Origin of the sequence: Aliivibrio sp. S2TY2 (assembly GCF_028765525.1) — a bacterium.
In the GTDB taxonomy this organism is placed as follows: domain Bacteria; phylum Pseudomonadota; class Gammaproteobacteria; order Enterobacterales; family Vibrionaceae; genus Aliivibrio; species Aliivibrio finisterrensis_A.
This window is the reverse complement of record NZ_JARACS010000004.1, coordinates 92,268-112,519: the sequence shown is the minus strand read 5'-3', so window position 1 is coordinate 112,519 and position 20,252 is coordinate 92,268. Positions and strand designations below refer to the sequence as shown.

Genomic DNA, 20,252 nt, shown 5'->3' with positions numbered 1-20,252 from the left:
CGATGACGATTTTGGTGACTCGCCCAGAGCAAGAGAGCCAAGCATTGTGTGATGCCCTTAATCAATTAGGGCATCCTGCTATTTCTCATCCTCTGTTAACTATTCACCCCGGTAAAGATCTCTCCCAACTTCCAGAACTTTTCTCACCACTCTCTGATGGGGATTTCCTTATTGCGGTCAGTCAGCATGCCGTCGAACACACTCAAGATTACTTGCAACACCATCAAATCGAGTGGAAAAAAGGGCTAAATTACCTTGCGGTTGGTCAAAAGAGCGCCCAACACCTCAGAACCTATATTTCAGATACAGTACACTTCCCGACACCGAGCGACAGTGAACATTTATTAGCGCTTCCTGTGCTAAATAGTGTGGCAGGTAAGAAAGTACTTATTTTACGAGGAAACGGAGGACGTGACCTAATTTATCAAGCACTTGAAGCACTCGGTGCAGAAGTAAATTACTGTGAAGCTTATCAACGTAAAATGACGCCTTTTGATGGCAAACTCAACGCCAAAAAATGGCAATCACAAAGCATCAATACCATAATTATTACCAGCGGAGAGCAACTGTCGTTTTTCACCTCTCAATTTTCTGGAACAGATTTAGATTGGGTACTGCACTGTCGATTGTTAGTGCCTAGCGAACGAATTAACCAACTTGGACAACAACTTGGTTATCAACATATTGAAACGGTTGGCGGAGCCTCTAATTCCGACTTGCTGCACTATATCAGTGAGCATCATCATGATGGGATTTCAAATGACAAAAAATAATAATAAACCACAGACTGCAGAAGAAGCAGAACTGGTTTCCTCTTCTCCTGCAATAGAAAAAGAACAGAAGAAAACAGAGCAAACACCACCACAATCAACGACAAAAACAGACGCATCTGTTGATAAAAAAAGTCGTCGCCTAGGCACTGTTGCTATTATTATCTCTATTCTTTTGAGTGGCGGAACCTTCCTTGCCTCTCAACAACAAGCAACACAACAGCAAATTAAAATCGCTCAGCTTGAACAACAACTCAAGGCAGCTGATAGCACTTTTGATGCAAAACTGGTCACCGCAGAGCAGCGTATTACCGATAAAGCAGACGAAATCGTTCGTAAAGCAACAGTATTAATGCAACAGCAAGATAAAAGCATTGCGAGCCTACAACTGGCGATTGCTGATGTGCAAGGTCGTCGCCCGAATGACTGGCTACTTGCTGAAGCCGATTACTTGGTAAAAATGGCGGGTCGTAAGCTGTGGCTTGAGCATGATGTGGTTAGTGCTACTCGCTTAATGGAAAATGCCGACCAACGAATCTCTGCACTAAACGACCCAAGCTTAACCCCTCTACGCCGTGCGATGGCCAATGACATCGCGACATTAAAAGCCATTCCTCTTATTGACCGTGATGGGTTAGTTCTTAAACTGAATAGCCTTGAACAACAGATTAATCAATTACCATTAGCCAGCGCGATTCTTCCTGAAGCCAATGCGATTGAGAAAAAAGAAGTGTCTGCCAATATCAATGATTGGCAATCGAACTTAATGCAATCACTGGATGACTTCGCAGGACACTTTATTACTTATCGTGTGCGTGAAGGCAATGTCATCCCATTACTAAGTCCTGAGCAACACTTCTACCTAAAAGAAAACATTAAAGGTAAATTGCTACTGGCTTCAAAAGCGTTATACCGTGAACAAAGTGAAGTGTACGCAACGGCTTTAGAAAGTGCGAAATTATGGTCTTCACAATATTTCCAACAAGATGACCCAGCAGTAAAAAGCTTTATGGCTCAGTTGGATTCCTTAGCAAAATTCAAAGTCGATGTGCGCTATCCACAAAAGCTTAAAACTCAAGCGCTACTGTCTGATTTCATCTCTGAGCGTCTGCGTCGTAACGTACAATCCATTGGCGAAACGCAAGTAAAAACAGAGCCCGCAAAGAAAGCCCTTGTTCCTGAAAAGCAAGCAAGTGTAGAAAATACCACTGAAGGAGATAAATCATGATCCGATTACTTCTTCTGGCCATTGTCTTAGTCGGTGGATTAATCGTAGGGACGACATTTGCCGACCAACAAGGTTATGTGCTTATTTCTGTGGCTGATACTACGATTGAAATGAGCCTAACCACATTGGTTATCTTTATTGCAGCCTTGATCGCAGGGTTATTTTTATTAGAAATACTGGTAAAACGCATTCTTTCTGTTGGTAATTTTACTCGCGGTTGGTTCAGTGCTCGTCACTTACGTAAAGCGCGTTACAACACCTTTAAAGGTATGATCAAACTGCATGAGGGTGAATGGAAAGAAGCGGAACGTCTAATCACCAAAGGTGGTCGCCATAACGACTTTCCATTATTGAATTACCTTGCAGCAGCAGAAGCCGCTCAGGGTCGTCAACAGATAGAGCAGCGTGATCGCTACCTACAACTGGCTTCTGAACAATCAGACAGTACACTAGCGGTAGCGCTAACAAGTGCGAAATTACAAATGCGTGAAGAAGAGTATGAACGCGCCCTTGCTACTCTTCAGTCTGTCAAAGTCGATTACCCACGTAACCCTGTTTTACTTGAGCTACTTAAAGAGTGTTATTTGGCACTTAATGAATGGCAAGCCCTAAAGAACATCATTCACCCTTTAACTAAAGCGAACCTTATTTCAGAACAGCAAGCGTTAGAATTGGAAGAGAAAGCGGAATGTGGATTAATGGCCTTTATCGCAACCAATAAAGGCACTGCTGGCTTATTAGAGCATTGGAATACGTTGCCTAAGAAACTAAAAAAACACGTTCCTGTTTTAATCTGTTTAATCAAACAATTACACGAGCGTAAAGCAGACTCTGAAGCTTATATTATCCTGCGTGATAACTTGAAGAAACGTGCGGATGATCGCCTAGTCGCACTCTTACCTACGTTGAATCTGGCTGATTATCATCCTGCAACCGTATTACTAGAAAACATGGCCAATTACGACGTTCGTAACCCTGTTATTCAAAGTACGCTTGGCCAGCTATATATGCGCACAGAAAAATGGCAGCCCGCACGCGACCACTTTGAAGCGGCATTAGAGGTGCGTGAAGATATGTCTGATTACGCCTACCTTGCACGAGTACTAGATAAGCAAAACCGTAAACAAGCAGCAGCGGACTTATCTCGTAAAGCACTGACTATGGTTGATGATACAGAGTAATACAAAAGTAATTTATACCCATAAAAAATGCCACTATTACAGTGGCATTTTTATTTGCATTAACTAAAGCTACATTATACCAATCTACATAAGTATTTGATCATTCTTGCTTGTTAAAATCGATTATATCTGCGTTATAAATTTTGTAATTAGATCCACTAGTTACTGTAATTTATGCCTTGCTATAATCGATTTTTCCTACGCAATTATCTGAACAACTACTTATCCAGAATGGTATTAGATAAAAGCGAACGCATCACCAAATAACTGTTCTTTCTTCGCTTGTTTTTCTGTGGTGAATTGCTCACGCGCAGCACCGGCCATCTCAAAACGACCTGCAATGTAGATATCCATCTCTGCTAATGAGTTAAAGTCTTCTTTTACTGCTTCAAGTACATTACCTGTTTTGCCTGTCCAGCCTTCTGCTTTCTCGACAACGGGAACAAAGGTAATGTGCTCATGCGCTGCAGCAATGGTTTCAATTTCTGCTTTTGCGTATAGCTGACATTCATCACGGCCACCCCAATATAGGAAGATTGGTTTTTGAATGTTTTGGCTAATGCTGTGGTCTAAAATTGAACGTACGTAGCTAAAACCAGTGCCACCTGCGATTAACAGCATTGAGCGTTCGCTGTCTTCACGGATCCACGCTTCACCATGAGGGGCATCAATTTGAATGTCTCCGCCACTTTCTAGTGCCGCTTTCATTGATTCAACCACTTCACCTGCATAAGCATTATGCTCAGCAGCACCAATGTGTAGTTCAATTTCGCCTTCATGACGACACGGGCTACTCGCGATTGAGAATGGACGCTTGTCTTTCTCTCCCATTACTACCATGAGGTATTGGCCTGCTTTAAATTCTACTGGCTGCTCTGGGTGAAGTAATATTTGAAAAGTATTACAAGCCAATGGCTCGATAGACTTTACTTTGCAATTGATTGGCATGACTTTCCTTTTTCAGCTGATACCTATTTAACATGGTATTTATACGCTGTCATTATTATGTGTATTGAGCATTAAGCTCTAATTATACGGGGAGGATTTATTCTAACAACAGCACTAAATCACTTTTTGCTGTTGCCTGACACGCAAATACCCACCCTTCTTGTTGTTCTTTGTCGGTTAGAAGCGGTTCTAAATCGTATTCTATTTCCCCTTCTAACTTTTTACATAAGCACATGGCACATGCTCCTACTTGGCATCGATTTGGGTAGTTTATCCCCGCTTCCAATGCCGCATCTAAGATGGTCTGCCCTTCTTCGATGCTGAATTCTTTTTGCTGTGGGAGTAGTATTATTTTTTTCATTACACTTAATTTATTAATTTTAATACTTCACTTTATTCAGTGAAATGAAATGTCTTTCCGCAAAAGCAGAATGGATTTAATTGGTGTTGATAGCTTATCGATAACAACAACTGTTTTGCTACAAGACATTACACTTCATTAAAATAGGTAGTAAACCAATACTTATTTGAAAATACCTAATTCATCCCAAATAGAGTCAATTTTAGCGACCACTTCTGGGTCTTTCTTGATTGGTGTTCCCCACTCACGGAGACATTCAGAGCCCAATTTATTGGTCGCATCTAATCCCATTTTTGAGTGTCCGTGGCCATCTTGCAAAAATAACGTATCTCTTGCAGGGTCCATTCGAGTGGTGACAGCCCAAATAATGTCGTTCCAATCACTCACATTGACATCGTCATCACACACGATAACAAACTTGTTCTCACTAAATTGAGACCAAACGGCTTCCATAATTTTCTTACCATTACCGACCGCTTGCTTATTGATAGAAACGACAACCATGTTGGCGTTGTTATTTTGCAAGTGAATATCGATAATCTCAGGGCACGCTTTGGTAATTTCCGCCAAACACCCTTCAATCTGCTCACTGTCTGTCAGTGAATATTCGACATTAGGTGATAATGCTAATTCGGCGTCCCATTTTTTAGTGATATCTAAGCCCATTTTTGAGCCTAAACCAACCACTGGAGAGGCAAAATCTAATGAATCGATTGGTGTATTCTCTATCATCAAACTATCACGAGCTGGATCCATATGCTGAGACATTGCTGCTGTCACTTGTGACCAATCTCGTGCATTGACATCCTCATCACATACTAATACAAATTTGGTGTACATGAACTGACGCAAGAACGACCACACACCCATCATCACGCGTTTTGCGTGTCCTGGATATTGTTTCTTCATCGTCACTACCGCCATGCGATACGAACACCCTTCTGGTGGTAAATAGAAATCAATAATTTCAGGAAACTGCTTTTGTAAGATAGGTACAAATACTTCGTTTAATGCCACACCAAGCACAGCAGGCTCATCTGGCGGACGGCCAGTATAAGTACTGTGATAGATAGGCTCTTTACGCATGGTGATATGCGTTACGGTAAATACGTGATGCTTTTCAATTTCGTTATAGTAACCGGTGTGATCACCATAAGGGCCTTCATCGGCAAATTCTGTTGGGTCGATATAGCCTTCAAGTACAATTTCAGCACTGGCAGGGACTTCTAAATCGTTACTAATCGACTTAGTAATTTCAGTTCGACTACCTCGTAGAAGGCCGGCAAACGCGTATTCAGATAAGGTGTCAGGAACTGGCGTTACAGCACCAAGAATAGTCGCGGGATCGGCACCAAACGCCACAGATACTGGGAAAGGTTCACCTGGATTCGTTTCCATCCAGTCACGTAAATCAAGCGCACCACCACGGTGAGCAAGCCAACGCATGATGACTTTATTTTTGCTGAGCTTTTGCTGGCGATAAATACCCAAATTCTGACGTTTCTTATTTGGGCCTTTAGTGATGGTTAAACCCCAAGTTAATAGCGGTGCGACATCATCTGCCCAACAACTCATTACGGGGATTTTATCTAAATCAACCTCATCACCTTGCCAAACAATCTGTTGGCAATTTGCTTTACGAATATTCTTGGTTGGCATATTCAATACTTGTTTGAATACTGGCAGTTTATCTAAAGCATCTTTAAAGCCTTTTGGGGGCTCTGGCTCTTTTAAATACGCTAATAATTTACCCACTTCACGCAGCTCAAGAACGTCCTTACGACCCATACCAATCGCAACACGTTCAGCAGTACCAAATAGGTTCGTTAATACAGGGATATCGTAACCGGTAGGGTTTTCGAATAGCAATGCTGGACCACCCGCTCGTAAAGTACGATCGCTGATCTCTGTCATTTCATAATGCGGGTCAATGGGGTGTGAAATGCGTTTTAACTGTCCGATCTGTTCCAAGTGATCGAGAAAATCACGTAAATCCTTATATTTCATCGCTATCTACTGTCGTGAAGTTTGAATAGATTATACCCAACCCAATTCAAACTCACACTCTCTATTTACTTTTGCCAATCAAGCTCGTGATTAGCGTTGTGATAACGCTAAACTAACGTGTTGCTTTCGAACTTTATTACGTGTTGTTGGCAGACTTTCTAACCACGATGTATGACCATAATTAGCAAGATGCATTGCCACCGCACCGCCGTCTTGAATATGATCAATTTTAGCCAATAAAAACTGTTGAACATCTTGAGGCAGAGGATGCAACTGAGCTAATGAAGCAAAAGCATTCTGTTTTAAAGATGGATTATTGGTTGCTGACATTAATTGCTGAGTCGCAAATGGATCGGGAGCGATACGAGATAAACGCTCAAGCTCTGCAATGCTGTGTTGATCAGTACGCATTTTCCATAAGATTTTATACACATCACTGCTTTGAGATAATTGAGCAAGACGTACCATTACCTCAGTCGTTGGCAACCAAACAGATAAAGGATCATCGGTAATTTGTGATACAAGATAACCTAGCGCTTCAGGGGTTAAGCTATCCAATTCAGCTAAGACGATCGATTGACGAACACGAACCTCATGAGGTTCACCCACTAGCCATTCAGACAACACTAAACGATGTTCCTCAGCGGCAAGAATAAAATCCAACACCTGTTGGTCTTTTTTCATTTGGTTTAGAACGCGCGAAGCAATACTAGAATAATCAAAAGCGAGTTTCGTCACCACATACCCATTACCTTGCTCTTTAATGGTATAAGTCGGATGAATAGCCAATTGTTCTTTCAGCCAAATGGTCCCCTTAGGGCTTAATATCAGCTTTTTTTGTTCTATTTGCTGTACCAACATGAAGCGAACGGCTTCTTGCTGTGGCATAGAGAGACGATTAAGAGAAAAGTTGAGCGTGATGATATCGCCATCAATCAAATATTGATGCAGTTCATCGACCTTCTTATTGAGCTGCTGGTCAACCAGCAAGCTATTGACGAAGCTTGGTTGAACATCAGATGCAGAGACCTGACTCGTCAGCAAACTTGCAGAGAGGAGGATCGATGCTAACAGTCCTTGTCGCATATGTTACTCCTTTAGATAAACTAAGCGGACATTCCTATTCCAAAGCTTAGTACAAATGATGATGCAGTCAAATTAACAAAAACTCAACAAAAAACGCCACCTAAATAGGCAGCGTTTCATTATTTATTGACCTTGGTACCAATAATTGAGTTAAGTATCAATTATTGACGACGCATCGCATCAAAGAATTCGTCGTTAGTCTTCGTCATTGATAGCTTATCAATTAGGAATTCCATTGCGTCAGTCTCGCCCATTGGGTGAACAATCTTACGCAAGATCCACATTTTCTGTAGCTCATCCGGCTTAGTTAGCAACTCTTCACGACGAGTACCTGAACGGTTAAAGTCGATAGCTGGGAATACACGTTTTTCCGCAATCTTACGGTTTAGGTGTAATTCCATGTTACCTGTACCTTTGAACTCTTCGTAGATAACTTCATCCATTTTAGAGCCAGTATCAACAAGCGCTGTTGCGATGATAGTTAAGCTACCACCTTCTTCAACGTTACGAGCAGCACCGAAGAAGCGCTTAGGACGGTGAAGTGCGTTTGCATCCACACCACCAGTAAGAACTTTACCAGATGATGGAATTACAGTGTTGTATGCACGAGCTAGACGAGTGATTGAGTCAAGCAAGATAACTACGTCTTTCTTATGTTCAACAAGACGTTTTGCTTTCTCGATAACCATCTCAGCAACTTGTACGTGACGAGACGCTGGCTCATCAAACGTAGACGCAACTACTTCACCCTTAACTAGGCGTTGCATCTCTGTTACTTCTTCCGGACGTTCATCGATAAGTAGAACCATCAACTCACACTCAGGGTGGTTATGCGCAATACTTTGGGCGATGTTTTGAAGCAACATTGTTTTACCCGCTTTTGGCGGAGCAACAATCAGACCACGTTGGCCACGGCCAATTGGTGATGCTAAATCAAGAACACGTGCTGTAATGTCTTCTGTTGAACCATTACCACGCTCCATGCGTAAACGATCGTTCGCATGTAAAGGAGTAAGGTTTTCAAAAAGGATTTTGTTACGAGCATTATCAGGACGATCATGGTTAACTGCGTTTACTTTAAGAAGAGCAAAGTAACGTTCGCCATCTTTCGGTGGACGAATCTTTCCAGAAATCGTGTCACCAGTACGCAAGTTAAAGCGACGAATTTGGCTTGGAGACACATAAATGTCATCCGGGCCAGCCAAATAAGAACAATCTGCAGAACGAAGGAAACCAAAGCCATCTTGAAGAATCTCAAGAACCCCATCTCCAAAGATGTCTTCACCGCTTTTCGCATGTTGCTTAAGGATGGAGAAGATGATGTCTTGTTTTCTTAGACGCGCTAGGTTTTCTAGGCCTAATGATTCGCCAAGAGCAACAAGATCCGATACAGGTCGGTTTTTAAGTTCAGTAAGATTCATAGTGGTAGGTAGTTGTTTAGTCAAAATCAGATTCTATCTTTAGTTGATTTAAGAATGGATGACCTTCGAGCTCGGTCAAGAAATGAAATCGTATGAATTACGCGCGATAAATTATCACTTATTCGCTTTTTAGTCTAGGGGATTCCCCTTAATTTCTGAGCTTAGCTTAGCTCAGATAAAACAAAACCGCACATAATTTCTCATTATATGCGGTTCTATCTACTTTAATGCTGTCCTATATTACAGGTTTGCATCAAGAAACTCTTTAAGTTGAGTCTTAGAAAGTGCACCCACTTTCGTTGCAGCTACGCCGCCATCTTTGAAAAGAAGCAGTGTTGGAATACCGCGAATACCAAACTTTGGTGGTGTTCCAGCATTCTGATCGATATTTAATTTACCAATCGTTAATTTGCCTTCGTACTCGTCAGCAATTTCGTCCAAAATAGGAGCGATCATTTTACAAGGACCACACCATTCCGCCCAGAAATCTACTAATACTGGGCCTGCAGCATTGATCACACTTTCTTCAAAACCGCCATCTGTAAGCTGCAAAATTTTGTCGCTCATCGTCAACTCCAACGTTAAATTTAAAGGCTGATTTGATGATAACCAGCAAATTGATTCTCTATTTGAATGGAATACGTTTCGTATTGCAAGCTTTAACTGATATTCTATAGCAATGAAAAAGACGCACATCACAGAGCAAAACTTTGCCGACCTAGGTTTACAGCCTCAGGTTATCGACGGTTTGAATGCAAAAGGGTTCATTAAATGTACTCCTATTCAAGCTAAGGCATTGCCGGTACTGCTCGCCGGCCAAGACATTGCAGGCCAAGCCCAAACGGGTACAGGTAAGACGTTAGCGTTCCTTACTGCTACTTTTAATCACCTATTAACGACACCGGCACCTGAAGGTCGTAAAATCACGCAACCGCGTGCCATCATCATGGCGCCAACACGTGAACTAGCGATTCAAATCTTCAATGATGCAGAGTCACTGATCGCAAGCACGGGTCTAAAAGCCGCGTTAGCTTACGGTGGCGAACGTTACGAAAAACAACAACAAGTGATTGAGCAAGGCGTTGATATTTTGATCGGTACTACCGGTCGTATCATCGACTTCTATAAGCAAGGTCACATCGACTTTAAGATGATCCAAGTAGTTGTTCTTGATGAAGCCGATCGCATGTTCGATCTTGGTTTTATTAAAGATATTCGCTTTATCTTCCGTCGTATGCCTGCGCCAACTGAACGCTTGAACATGTTGTTCTCTGCTACGCTATCTTACCGTGTACAAGAGCTTGCTTTTGAACACATGCAAGAGCCAGAGCACGTTGTTGTTGAACCAGAACAAAAAACAGGTCATCGCATCAAGGAAGAGCTTTTCTATCCTTCAAATGATCACAAAATGGCATTACTTCAAACGCTTATTGAGGAAGAATGGCCAGATCGCGCGATTATCTTTGCAAACACTAAACACAAGTGTGAATCAGTTTGGGGTCACCTAGCTGCTGACAAACATCGTGTTGGTCTTCTTACGGGTGACGTTCCACAGAAAAAACGTGAGCGCATTTTAGAAGAGTTTACTAAAGGTGATGTTGATATCTTAGTGGCTACTGATGTCGCTGCTCGTGGTCTTCACATTCCACAAGTAACGCACGTATTTAACTTTGATTTACCAAACGAAGCAGAAGATTATGTTCACCGTATTGGCCGTACTGGTCGTGCTGGTGCAAGTGGTAACTCTATTAGCTTCGCATGTGAAGAATACGCAATTAATCTTCCAGCAATCGAAGAGTATATTGAGCATTCAATTCCACAATCTGATTACGACGCTTCAGCATTACTTGAAGATTTACCTGCACCACTACGTCTTCAACGTCGTCCGCAGCAAAATCGTCGTAACGGCAACAACAATGGTCAACGTCAAGGCGGAAATCGTAAATACTCTCGCCCACGTCAACCTCGTAGCCCTCAAGCATAATCTGAGTTCTACGGAAAAAATTAAAAGGATGTTATGAAAAGTTCAACAATATCACCTATGTATGCCGCCATTGATTTAGGCTCCAATAGCTTCCATATGCTTGTTGTGCGTCATATAAATGGTAGTGTGCAAACCATGGCCAAAATTAAACGTAAAGTTCGTTTGGCTTCGGGATTAGATGAAAACTACACACTCAGCCATGAAGCTATGCAGCGTGGGTGGGATTGTTTGAGCTTATTTGCAGAACGCCTGCAAGACATTCCTGTAGAAAACATTCGCATTGTCGGAACCGCAGCATTGCGCGTCGCGACCAATGTGGATGTCTTCTTAGAAAAAGCCAATCAAATCTTAGGTCATGACATTAATGTGATCGAAGGCGAAGAAGAAGCTCGTATGATTTACCAAGGAGTTGCGCACACTTCAGGTGGTAATGGTCGCCGTTTAGTTGTTGATATCGGCGGAGCAAGTACAGAGTTAATTATTGGCGATGGCTTTGAAGCTCAAGCACTCACAAGCTTAAAAATGGGCTGTGTAACTTGGTTAGAAGGCTATTTTAAAGATCGTGCATTAACGCAAAGTAACTTTGATGCGGCCATTGCTGGCGCAAAAGAGACACTAGCACCTATCCTAACTCGATATACCGACCTTGGTTGGCAAACTTGTGTAGGGGCAAGTGGTACGGTCCAAGCATTGCAAGAAATTATGTTGGCGCAAGGCATGGATGAGGTGATTACCTTGGCCAAGCTAAAGCGCCTTCAAAAACAAGCAATGCAATATGAACACCTAGAAGAATTAGATATCGATGGATTAACGCTTGAGAGAGCACTCGTGTTCCCGAGCGGTTTATCCATCCTTATTGCTATTTTTGAATTATTAGACATCGATTCTATGACGTTAGCTGGCGGCGCTTTACGTGAAGGTCTGTGCTACGGCATGATCGATGAATTGCAGCACGATGAAGTATGTCAACGTACGATTAAAAGCGTTCAACAACGCTATCAGCTAGATGTTGATTACGCACAACAAGTGACAGACTTGTCTATCCAATTAGTTCAACAATGTGGTGATAACTGGCTTGTTGAACCTCAAGCATTACCTTTACTAACGGCTGCAACTCAACTGCATGAAATTGGTATGTGTATTGATTATAAAAAAGGTGGAGAGCACTCTGCCTATTTAATCAATGCCCTTGATTTACCTGGGTTTACTCGCGCTCAAAAACATTTACTTGGTGAACTATTACGCCGTTACCGTGAATCGTTTTCAGCAATGCCCGCCCAACATGCTGTTTCAGATTCCTCAGCGCAACGTATGCTACGTATTTTACGTTTAGCGATTATTCTCACTCATCGTCGTGATGTGAATTTAGCGCCAGCGGTAACGCTATCAGAAAAAAATGATGTGTTGTCATTGTCGGTTGATGGGGCTTGGTTGGCGGCGAATCCTCTAACGAGATCGGAGTTAGAGATTGAAGCGGATAAGCAGACGAATATTGGTTGGGATTTGGTTATCGACGCTAAAAGCGAATAAGAGCTTATACGCTGCGCTAACTAGAGGCTAGAACGCTTCGCTTCTATAAGAGCAAAAGCAGAGCTCAGATCGCTTCGCTTGCAGAATTCAGAGGCGATTGCTGCTAGATTTTTAAATCAATTTAACTACGAATCTGTAGTTAGATGGCACAAAAAATAAAAGCATGATGATTAACTAAAATCATCATGCTTTTTTATTTGTTCGAAAAAGTTAACAGCACTAAATTCTGAACTCTGCAAGGGAGCTTGCGACCGATCTGAATTCTGCTCTTATAGCCTCTCGTTTAGCACAGCGTATAGGTTCTAGATCTATTTCTCTTCCGCCAACCACTCTGCTACATCTTTCGCAAAGTAAGTTAGGATGCCATCCGCACCAGCACGCTTAAAGCACAGCAGTGATTCCATCACTGTATCGCGCTCACTCAACCAACCATTCATAATAGCGGCTTTATGCATCGCGTACTCACCTGATACTTGATAAGCAAACGTAGGCACTTGAAGTTCAGTTTTAACACGACGAACGATGTCCAAGTAAGGCATACCTGGTTTTACCATCACCATGTCCGCACCTTCATTGATGTCCATTGCCACTTCATGAATTGCTTCATCACTGTTTGCTGGGTCCATCTGGTAATTTTTCTTATTACCGCCTTTCAGGTTTGATGAAGAACCCACTGCATCACGGAACGGGCCATAATAACAAGACGCGTATTTTGCAGAGTACGCCATGATTTGTGTATGAACGTGGCCCGCTTTTTCTAGTGCTTTACGGATCTCACCAATACGACCATCCATCATATCAGACGGAGCCACCACATCAGCACCCGCTTCAGCATGTGATAACGCCTGCTTAATCAGAACTTCTGTCGTTACGTCATTCATTACGTAACCATCTTCATCGATGATGCCATCTTGGCCGTGTGTTGTGAATGGGTCTAGAGCCACATCTGTAATCACACCAAGCTCTGGCACATGCTCTTTCAAAGCTTTAACTGTACGTTGAACTAAACCTTCAGGGTTGTGAGCCTCAGCAGCACAAAGACTCTTCGCATCTTGTGAAACCACAGGGAAAAGTGCAATCGCAGGAATACCTAAATCATAAAGACGTTGTGCTTCTTCAAGCAATAAATCAATTGATAAGCGCTCAACACCCGGCATTGACTCTACCGTTTCACGACGATCTTTACCCATAAGTACAAACATTGGATAGATTAAGTCATTAACGGTTAATTGGTTCTCAGCCATTAGACGACGGCTAAATTCATGTTTACGCATACGACGCATACGGCGGTTTGGAAACGCACCTAGAATGGATACAGACACACTGTGCTCCTTTTTTGTATTTATGATGCGTTCCAATATATACCTATCGAGTAGCTAATCGTAGTCTTTACCCTGACTTTTTCGTATAGATCTGATTTTTACTTTGAACTTGGTATGATAGCGATAATTATTCTTCTTTTAGGGTTTCACCATGATCGATACTCATGCTCATATTTATGCTAAAGAATTTGATGAAGATAGAGATGCTGTTGTTCAGCGCGCACTAGCACAAGGCATTAGCAAGATTCTATTGCCTAATATTGATTTAGAATCTATCGAACCAATGCTAAAAACCGAAGCGGCTTACCCTGAGATTTGCCATTCAATGATGGGATTACACCCTTGCTATGTGAATGCTGATGTCAAAGAGACCTTAGCAACTATTCACTCTTGGTTTGAAAAACACAACTTCATTGCAGTAGGTGAAATAGGTATTGATCTATACTGGGATAAAACCTTTAAAGCGGAACAAGAGATGGCATTCATCACCCAATTAAATTGGGCTAAAGAGATGAAGTTGCCTGTTGTGATTCATACTCGTGATTCTATTGAAGAGACATTAACCCTGCTAAAACAAGAGCAAGATGGCTCATTATCAGGCACTTTCCACTGCTTTGGTGGCTCTGTTGATGAAGCCAAAGCGATCAATGATTTAGGCTTTCATTTAGGTCTTGGTGGTGTTTCTACTTTTAAAAATGGTGGTATGGATAAAATCATTCCTCACCTTAATATGGATTACTTAATCTTAGAGACAGACTGCCCTTATCTAGCACCTGTACCACACCGTGGTAAGCGTAATGAACCAGCGTATACGCAGTTAGTTGCTCAGCGTGTAGCGGATTTGCGTGAAATGAGTTTGGCGGATGTGGATGCGATTACGACGGCGAATGCGAGAAAACTTTTTGGGATTTAAGAGCCAAAAAACGTTTTCAGGTTTCAGGAAGAATATAGATAGACTAATCACACATTCCCCTGAAACCTTTAAGGGAGCTTGCGACCGTTCTGAACCCTGCTCTTTTACTTTACCCCAAACAAGAAAAACCCCGCTAGACTCTCGTCTAACGGGGTTATAACTTTACTCGCAGCAATCCGGCTACTAATGGTGCTCCATGCATCAAATCCTTGATAGTATACTGATTCCTTCAGTGCATTCCTTTCTCGCTATCCTAGCGGTGTCCTTGATCTTATCCTGATCCGTTAACAGTCCGTAGTTAACTCTCTTCGCTTGTTCCTTGAGCGGTGTCCCTTACATCATCCTGATGTGCAGTCCATTTACCTCAATCCTAGAGGTGTCCATTGTCTTTCCTTAGTAGCAACCATCCTAGTTACTATTGCGTCCATTCAATGTCCATTTCGCTATCCGTGCCGATTACTAATCCTAAGTAACCGAGTGCCTCATCCTGAAGCGTACCAAATCCTTGGCTAGTTCCTGTTCCGTGTCAGCATCCTTCCGACACCATTAAGATTACGCTTTTCATTATTTTCAGCAATAGACTAAATTCAAACTTTTGCAAAAAGAAATATCGCCCTTTTACTTAAATATAGAAAACAACCAAATATCAATAAGTTAACTGCAGATTGGTTATGTTTACCCATGAATAAAGCGAAAAAGCGCACTTACTTGTGAGAGATCTCGCACACGGGTGATGGAGTTTCTGGAATAAGGATTAAGATCGCTTTGCTTGAAGGTTTCAGGAAGAGCCTATACGCTGCGCTAACTAGAGGCTAGACCGCTTCGCTTCTATAAGAGAAAAAGCTGATTCTTTAACGCTGCTATTCCAACGTCACAATACTCAGTCTTATAGTATCTAGTTAGCACAGCGTATAGTTTCTAGCGAATATAGATAAACTCATCACGCATACCCCTGAAACCTTTAAGGGAGCTTGCGACCGATCTGAACCCTGCTCTTTTACTTTACCCCAAACAAGAAAAACCCCGCTAGACTCTCGTCTAACGGGGTTATAACTTTACTCGCAGCAATCCGGCTACTAATGGTGCTCCATGCATCAAATCCTTGATAGTATACTGATTCCTTCAGTGCATTCCTTTCTCGCTATCCTAGCGGTGTCCTTGATCTTATCCTGATCCGTTAACAGTCCGTAGTTAACTCTCTTCGCTTGTTCCTTGAGCGGTGTCCCTTACATCATCCTGATGTGCAGTCCATTTACCTCAATCCTAGAGGTGTCCATTGTCTTTCCTTAGTAGCAACCATCCTAGTTACTATTGCGTCCATTCAATGTCCATTTCGCTATCCGTGCCGATTACTAATCCTAAGTAACCGAGTGCCTCATCCTGAAGCGTACCAAATCCTTGGCTAGTTCCTGTTCCGTGTCAGCATCCTTCCGACACCATTAAGATTACGCTTTTCGATTATTTCAGCAATAGACTAATTACGAATATTTGCAAAAAAATTATCTGTTATTTCACCACGAAATATAAATCATTATTTATCAGTATGTTATAAATGAACAGGTAATATAAACTACAAATAAAGTGCAAAATCTTACCCACTTGTAAGAGATCTCGCACAAGAGAGTTCTACTTTGTCTCTTCTTTCTATTCTAATGCTAAAGTTTAATAGTGATCATGATCACTTTATAGCAAGCTGGATAAATAGGTGATCAGAAAATTGCGTAGGAGAATTTAATTAGAGCGAGGCATAAAAAAAGCGCTGACTTCATATCAGCGCTTTAATATAGATTCTTAATCAAGCATTACGCTTCATCTTTTTCCATATCATCTTCATTCTCTTCTCTTACGTAAAAACGTGAGAAGAACAAACCAATTTCAAACAGAATACACATAGGTACTGCAAGCAAGGTTTGAGAGATAATATCTGGTGGCGTCAGCATCATACCAACAACAAAAGCACCCACTACAATGTATGGTCGCTTTTCTCTGAGTGTTTCAGGCGTTGTTGCTCCTGTCCAGCACAGTAAGATAATGGCAACAGGTACTTCAAATGCAATACCAAAAGCCATAAATAGCGCTAAGACAAAATCAAGATAACTGGCAATATCCGTTGCTACTTGAACCCCTTCAGGTGCAATTGTGGTAAAGAAACCAAACACCAAAGGAAAGACAACAAAGTAAGCAAAAGAAACACCGGCGTAAAACAATAAAGAGCTTGAGAACAGTAATGGCATGACAAGTTTTTTCTCATGCTTATACAGTCCTGGAGCCACAAATGCCCACACCTGATAAAGAATCATAGGTACAGCAACAAATACCGATGCCACCAAAGTCAGCTTTATGGGCGTGAAAAAAGGTGACGCGACATCAGTTGCTATCATCGTTGCGCCCGCTGGTAATCTTTCTACCAAGGGTGCAGATAAGAACTCATAAATGTCGTTAGCAAACCAAACCAGACCTAAAAATACTACTATTACAGCAATTAATGCCTTTAATAGACGATTTCTTAGCTCTAGCAGATGAGTTAACAACGGTTGAGAGTGTTCAGCTGATGACATAATTACTCTGCTTTTGTTTTAGAAGTTGAATCAGATGTCACAGGAGCTGCTGTATCTACCTTTTGAGTATCTACGCTTTCTTCTGGTTTTGCATATGGACGAGTGACATCAGCTGCCGCTTGTTTTAACTCTTCCACTGATTTTTTAAGATCAGGGGCTAAGTCTTCCATATTCATCTGTTCTGCTTTACGCAAATTTTCTTGTAGCTCTTGTATTTTCAACTCTTGAGACAGCTCATCTTTGACGTTATTCGCCATGCTTTTTGCTGCACTCACAAATTGAACAACCGAACGAATCGCCTTTGGCAAACGTTCAGGTCCTAATACAACAAGCCCAACAACAGAGATCAGTATCAGTTCCCAAAAACCGATATCAAACACGTGTTATGCCTGCTCTTTGTCGTTTTGCTTTTGTTTTTCTACTGTTTCTGCTTCTTTTTTCTCTAAGTTTTGAGGAGCAACAAAGTCTGCGTCTTTTTTCGCATCTTTTGCTGTGTCTTCATCGCTTATTGCTTTTTTAAAGCCTTTAACTGCAGAACCCAAATCACTGCCTACACCGCGTAATTTCTTCGTACCAAATAGTAGAATAATGATTACTGCAATAATAAGAAGTTGCCAAATACTAATACCACCCATGCTTATTTCCTCAGCGTGTTAGGGGTTAAAAAATTGCTAAATAGAGTAACGTTTATTGACGATATGCTCGCCAGCTTAATAGCCAAAACGTGACTCCTGTAGCAGCACTAATTGATGCTAACGCAGTAATGTTACTGGTTAATAACACCGCAGAACAAATCAGCAGAGTTGCGCCAACATTAAATAGGAATTTACCTTTTGCTTGTTGTCGCTTACTTTGACGATACCCTGCGTAGAGTTTATCCATTCGCTGATTGAGAACTTTGCCCTGGCGCAAACTGTCATAAACTAAATCAGGTAGCTCAGGTAGTTTTTCTGCCCAGAATGGCGCTTTCTCAGTCAAAGCAGTCACAAAGGCTGCCGGTCCAATCTGTTTTGCCATCCACGTTTCTAAAAACGGTTTGGCGGTTGCCCATAGATCCAGTTGAGGATAAAGCTGTCGTCCTAACCCTTCTATGTACAATAATGTTTTTTGCAATAATACCAGTTGTGGCTGCACTTCCATATTAAAGCGACGTGCGGTATTAAATAAGTTCAATAGCACATGACCAAAAGAGATTTCCCCTAATGGCTTGGCAAAAATTGGCTCACACACCATGCGGATTGCAAACTCAAACTCTTCGACATTCGTGTCTGCCGGAACCCAACCTGAATCAACGTGCAATTGTGCGACTTTACGATAATCACTATTAAAGAAACCCAATAGATTTTCAGCTAAATAGCGCTTATCTTCTTTATTGAGTGTTCCAACAATACCACAGTCCAATCCAATCCATTGTGGATTATCTGGATTATCTGGATTAACGAAAACATTGCCAGGGTGCATATCGGCATGAAAGAAACTGTCACGGAATACTTGAGTAAAGAAGACCGATACACCACGCTCAGCTAATAGCTTCATGTTAGTACCATTTCTTTCTAACTGGGCAATGTCTGATACTTGAATACCATAAATACGCTCAGACACCATTAAATGTTCAGAGCTTAAATCTAAAATGACTTCTGGTACATACAGCTCTTCGCTACCTTCGAAGTTTCGGCGTAGCTGCATTGCATTGCTAGCCTCTCTTCTTAAGTCTAGTTCATCCACTAGGGTTTTTTCGTATTCCTCAATGACTTCAACCGGCTTTAAACGGCGCGCTTCAGGAATATGTTGTTCAACTAACCTTGCCATGCGATACATTAAACGAATATCGGCTTCTATCACAGGGCGAATATCAGGACGAATTACTTTCAGAACAATTTCACGACCAGACTCTTTAAGTTTGGCGGTATGAACCTGTGCAATCGAAGCAGAAGCCAATGGGATTATATCGAAATCAGTAAACCAATTTTCTAGTGGTCCACCTAATGATATTTCCATTTGGTCTTTTGCTAATTGACCATCAAATGGAGCGACCTGATCTTGTAATAATGCCAACTGGTCTGCTAAATGCGGAGGAAAGAGATCACGACGAGTCGACATCATTTGACCGAACTTAATCCAAACAGGACCCAGTTCTTGCAACGCTAAACGTAAGCGTTCCCCCAGTGGTTTTTCTGGATGCTTATTTTTAATCCAAAAAAGGCCACGACGTAAACGCTTTGGTAGTTGAGTTAACGCATGATCAGGCAGCAGTTCATCCAAGCCATACTCAAGTTGAACCTTGGTAATATGATATAGGCGTTTTAACTCTGATGGCGTCATGCGCGCTCCATTGGATTATTGGTTAATAATCGCGTTAAACGTTCATCTAACTTTGCGAGTTGATTTTCAACATCAGACACTTGGTCACAGAAGTGTGCAATTTCTAATGGTACTGGTGCGATTTTCCACTCTTCCGTTAATACTTCTGCTGCATGACGTGTTTGACGAGTAATTTGTTTTTTTACCCAACACGCACTGCCTTTCACGCCACTTACTAACATATGAGCAACAATATCTCCTGTGTATTGAGATAACTTCTCTTCTACATCAGGTTTTAACTCTTCAAGTAACCCTGAAAATTGCTGAGCCAGTTTTAAATCACCTTCTAATACCAACTTATCTTGTTTGATAAGTTGAGTAATATTGTTTTGGTTACGCAATTGCGGCAAAACAGAAAGATTTAAAGCAAGATAGCAATCAGCTTGGCCTTCAAATTGAGAAAGAATATCAACTTGTAAATGACTAAAGACAAAGAAAAGATCCTTGTTCACTTCATTTAAATGAACATGAATAATTTTGCCTTTTAAGCGCAATAAAGCAGCTTTACTATCTGGTGATTCTTTCAACAGTGTATTTAACCCTGTTTCCATCACGCCTGTTACAAACGGTTCTAATGGCATT

The 20,252-nt window shown here is 41.6% G+C and carries 18 protein-coding genes; 6 read left to right on the top strand and 12 right to left on the bottom strand.

Translation table 11 applies throughout. The annotated features are described in order from the left end of the window. Positions 1-2: 2 nt before the first annotated feature. The 3 genes from PVK63_RS08685 to PVK63_RS08675 are packed head-to-tail and all read left to right on the top strand — an operon-like array spanning position 3 to position 3,179. A complete protein-coding gene (locus PVK63_RS08685) occupies positions 3-773 on the top strand; it encodes a uroporphyrinogen-III synthase (RefSeq protein ID WP_274440325.1) in 771 nt (256 codons plus the stop codon). Next, positions 760-1,998: a uroporphyrinogen-III C-methyltransferase gene (locus tag PVK63_RS08680; protein WP_274440326.1), complete on the top strand. Its 1,239-nt coding sequence runs from the start codon at positions 760-762 to the stop codon at positions 1,996-1,998. The genes PVK63_RS08685 and PVK63_RS08680 overlap by 14 nt, the downstream gene beginning before the upstream one ends. Beyond that, a complete protein-coding gene (locus PVK63_RS08675; protein ID WP_274440327.1) occupies positions 1,995-3,179 on the top strand; it encodes a heme biosynthesis HemY N-terminal domain-containing protein in 1,185 nt (394 codons plus the stop codon). The genes PVK63_RS08680 and PVK63_RS08675 overlap by 4 nt, the downstream gene beginning before the upstream one ends. A 237-nt stretch (positions 3,180-3,416) precedes the next feature. On the opposite strand, the gene fre is transcribed toward PVK63_RS08675, so the two are convergent. The 6 genes from fre to trxA all read right to left on the bottom strand — a co-directional run bounded on the left by fre (position 3,417) and on the right by trxA (position 9,569). Next, positions 3,417-4,127: an NAD(P)H-flavin reductase gene (gene fre, locus PVK63_RS08670; protein ID WP_274440328.1), complete on the bottom strand. Its 711-nt coding sequence runs from the start codon at positions 4,125-4,127 to the stop codon at positions 3,417-3,419. A 97-nt stretch (positions 4,128-4,224) separates the two neighbouring features. Then, on the bottom strand, positions 4,225-4,488 hold the full coding sequence (locus PVK63_RS08665; protein WP_045100884.1) for a 2Fe-2S iron-sulfur cluster-binding protein: 264 nt from the start codon (positions 4,486-4,488) through the stop codon (positions 4,225-4,227). 162 nt (positions 4,489-4,650) lie between these two features. After that, entirely contained in the window at positions 4,651-6,495 is a 1,845-nt protein-coding gene (gene ubiD / locus PVK63_RS08660; RefSeq protein WP_274440330.1) for a 4-hydroxy-3-polyprenylbenzoate decarboxylase, read from the bottom strand. A 90-nt stretch (positions 6,496-6,585) separates the two neighbouring features. Then, complete coding sequence (locus tag PVK63_RS08655) at positions 6,586-7,581, bottom strand: hypothetical protein (protein WP_274440331.1); 996 nt, start codon at positions 7,579-7,581, stop codon at positions 6,586-6,588. Positions 7,582-7,742: 161 nt separating this feature from the next. Next, positions 7,743-9,002, bottom strand: coding sequence for a transcription termination factor Rho (gene rho, locus PVK63_RS08650; protein ID WP_130048028.1), 1,260 nt, complete (start codon positions 9,000-9,002; stop codon positions 7,743-7,745). 240 nt (positions 9,003-9,242) lie between these two features. After that, positions 9,243-9,569 (bottom strand): thioredoxin TrxA, encoded by a 327-nt coding sequence (trxA, locus tag PVK63_RS08645; RefSeq protein ID WP_005416871.1) that lies wholly within the window; start codon positions 9,567-9,569, stop codon positions 9,243-9,245. Positions 9,570-9,681: 112 nt separating this feature from the next. Between trxA and rhlB the strand changes: the two genes are divergently transcribed. Then, entirely contained in the window at positions 9,682-10,986 is a 1,305-nt protein-coding gene (gene rhlB / locus PVK63_RS08640) for an ATP-dependent RNA helicase RhlB (RefSeq protein ID WP_151654950.1), read from the top strand. A 33-nt stretch (positions 10,987-11,019) separates the two neighbouring features. Then, the gene (gppA, locus tag PVK63_RS08635; protein ID WP_274440332.1) at positions 11,020-12,516 is read left to right on the top strand and encodes a guanosine-5'-triphosphate,3'-diphosphate diphosphatase; all 1,497 of its coding nucleotides are present in this window, start codon (positions 11,020-11,022) and stop codon (positions 12,514-12,516) included. A 308-nt stretch (positions 12,517-12,824) separates the two neighbouring features. Here gppA and hemB read toward each other — a convergent pair whose 3' ends face one another. Further along, the gene (gene hemB, locus PVK63_RS08630) at positions 12,825-13,838 is read right to left on the bottom strand and encodes a porphobilinogen synthase (protein ID WP_130048026.1); all 1,014 of its coding nucleotides are present in this window, start codon (positions 13,836-13,838) and stop codon (positions 12,825-12,827) included. A gap of 151 nt (positions 13,839-13,989) precedes the next feature. On the opposite strand from hemB, the gene PVK63_RS08625 reads away from it, so the two are divergent. Further along, positions 13,990-14,751 carry a TatD family hydrolase gene (locus tag PVK63_RS08625; RefSeq protein ID WP_274440333.1) on the top strand — a complete coding sequence of 254 codons (762 nt, stop codon included), beginning with the start codon at positions 13,990-13,992 and terminating at the stop codon, positions 14,749-14,751. 1,802 nt (positions 14,752-16,553) lie between these two features. Here the strand turns inward: PVK63_RS08625 and tatC are convergent. Genes tatC through PVK63_RS08600 form a run of 5 tightly spaced genes read right to left on the bottom strand, consistent with a single transcriptional unit; the run spans position 16,554 to position 20,251 of the window. Next, positions 16,554-17,309 carry a Sec-independent protein translocase subunit TatC gene (tatC, locus tag PVK63_RS08620; protein ID WP_130048508.1) on the bottom strand — a complete coding sequence of 252 codons (756 nt, stop codon included), beginning with the start codon at positions 17,307-17,309 and terminating at the stop codon, positions 16,554-16,556. A gap of 2 nt (positions 17,310-17,311) precedes the next feature. Then, positions 17,312-17,689 carry a Sec-independent protein translocase protein TatB gene (tatB, locus tag PVK63_RS08615; protein ID WP_130045803.1) on the bottom strand — a complete coding sequence of 126 codons (378 nt, stop codon included), beginning with the start codon at positions 17,687-17,689 and terminating at the stop codon, positions 17,312-17,314. 3 nt (positions 17,690-17,692) lie between these two features. Continuing rightward, positions 17,693-17,944 (bottom strand): Sec-independent protein translocase subunit TatA, encoded by a 252-nt coding sequence (tatA, locus tag PVK63_RS08610; RefSeq protein WP_130048507.1) that lies wholly within the window; start codon positions 17,942-17,944, stop codon positions 17,693-17,695. A 52-nt stretch (positions 17,945-17,996) separates the two neighbouring features. Continuing rightward, the gene (ubiB, locus tag PVK63_RS08605) at positions 17,997-19,631 is read right to left on the bottom strand and encodes a ubiquinone biosynthesis regulatory protein kinase UbiB (protein ID WP_130045801.1); all 1,635 of its coding nucleotides are present in this window, start codon (positions 19,629-19,631) and stop codon (positions 17,997-17,999) included. Beyond that, complete coding sequence (locus tag PVK63_RS08600; protein ID WP_274440334.1) at positions 19,628-20,251, bottom strand: ubiquinone biosynthesis accessory factor UbiJ; 624 nt, start codon at positions 20,249-20,251, stop codon at positions 19,628-19,630. Before PVK63_RS08600 ends, ubiB begins: the two co-directional genes overlap by 4 nt. Between the last annotated feature and the right edge of the window lies 1 nt (position 20,252).

Excerpts from the sequence above, each read along its gene's own strand:
- PVK63_RS08600 (WP_274440334.1), bottom strand. The coding sequence starts at position 20,251 with ATGCCATTAGAACCGTTTGTAACAGGCGTGATGGAAACAGGGTTAAAT.
- PVK63_RS08655 (WP_274440331.1), bottom strand. The coding sequence starts at position 7,581 with ATGCGACAAGGACTGTTAGCATCGATCCTCCTCTCTGCAAGTTTGCTG.
- PVK63_RS08665 (WP_045100884.1), bottom strand. The coding sequence starts at position 4,488 with ATGAAAAAAATAATACTACTCCCACAGCAAAAAGAATTCAGCATCGAA.
- PVK63_RS08625 (WP_274440333.1), top strand. The coding sequence starts at position 13,990 with ATGATCGATACTCATGCTCATATTTATGCTAAAGAATTTGATGAAGAT.
- PVK63_RS08680 (WP_274440326.1), top strand. The coding sequence starts at position 760 with ATGACAAAAAATAATAATAAACCACAGACTGCAGAAGAAGCAGAACTG.
- PVK63_RS08675 (WP_274440327.1), top strand. The coding sequence starts at position 1,995 with ATGATCCGATTACTTCTTCTGGCCATTGTCTTAGTCGGTGGATTAATC.
- ubiB (WP_130045801.1), bottom strand. The coding sequence starts at position 19,631 with ATGACGCCATCAGAGTTAAAACGCCTATATCATATTACCAAGGTTCAA.
- ubiD (WP_274440330.1), bottom strand. The coding sequence starts at position 6,495 with ATGAAATATAAGGATTTACGTGATTTTCTCGATCACTTGGAACAGATC.
- trxA (WP_005416871.1), bottom strand. The coding sequence starts at position 9,569 with ATGAGCGACAAAATTTTGCAGCTTACAGATGGCGGTTTTGAAGAAAGT.
- tatC (WP_130048508.1), bottom strand. The coding sequence starts at position 17,309 with ATGTCATCAGCTGAACACTCTCAACCGTTGTTAACTCATCTGCTAGAG.
- tatA (WP_130048507.1), bottom strand. The coding sequence starts at position 17,944 with ATGGGTGGTATTAGTATTTGGCAACTTCTTATTATTGCAGTAATCATT.
- rhlB (WP_151654950.1), top strand. The coding sequence starts at position 9,682 with ATGAAAAAGACGCACATCACAGAGCAAAACTTTGCCGACCTAGGTTTA.
- PVK63_RS08685 (WP_274440325.1), top strand. The coding sequence starts at position 3 with ATGACGATTTTGGTGACTCGCCCAGAGCAAGAGAGCCAAGCATTGTGT.
- rho (WP_130048028.1), bottom strand. The coding sequence starts at position 9,002 with ATGAATCTTACTGAACTTAAAAACCGACCTGTATCGGATCTTGTTGCT.
- gppA (WP_274440332.1), top strand. The coding sequence starts at position 11,020 with ATGAAAAGTTCAACAATATCACCTATGTATGCCGCCATTGATTTAGGC.
- fre (WP_274440328.1), bottom strand. The coding sequence starts at position 4,127 with ATGCCAATCAATTGCAAAGTAAAGTCTATCGAGCCATTGGCTTGTAAT.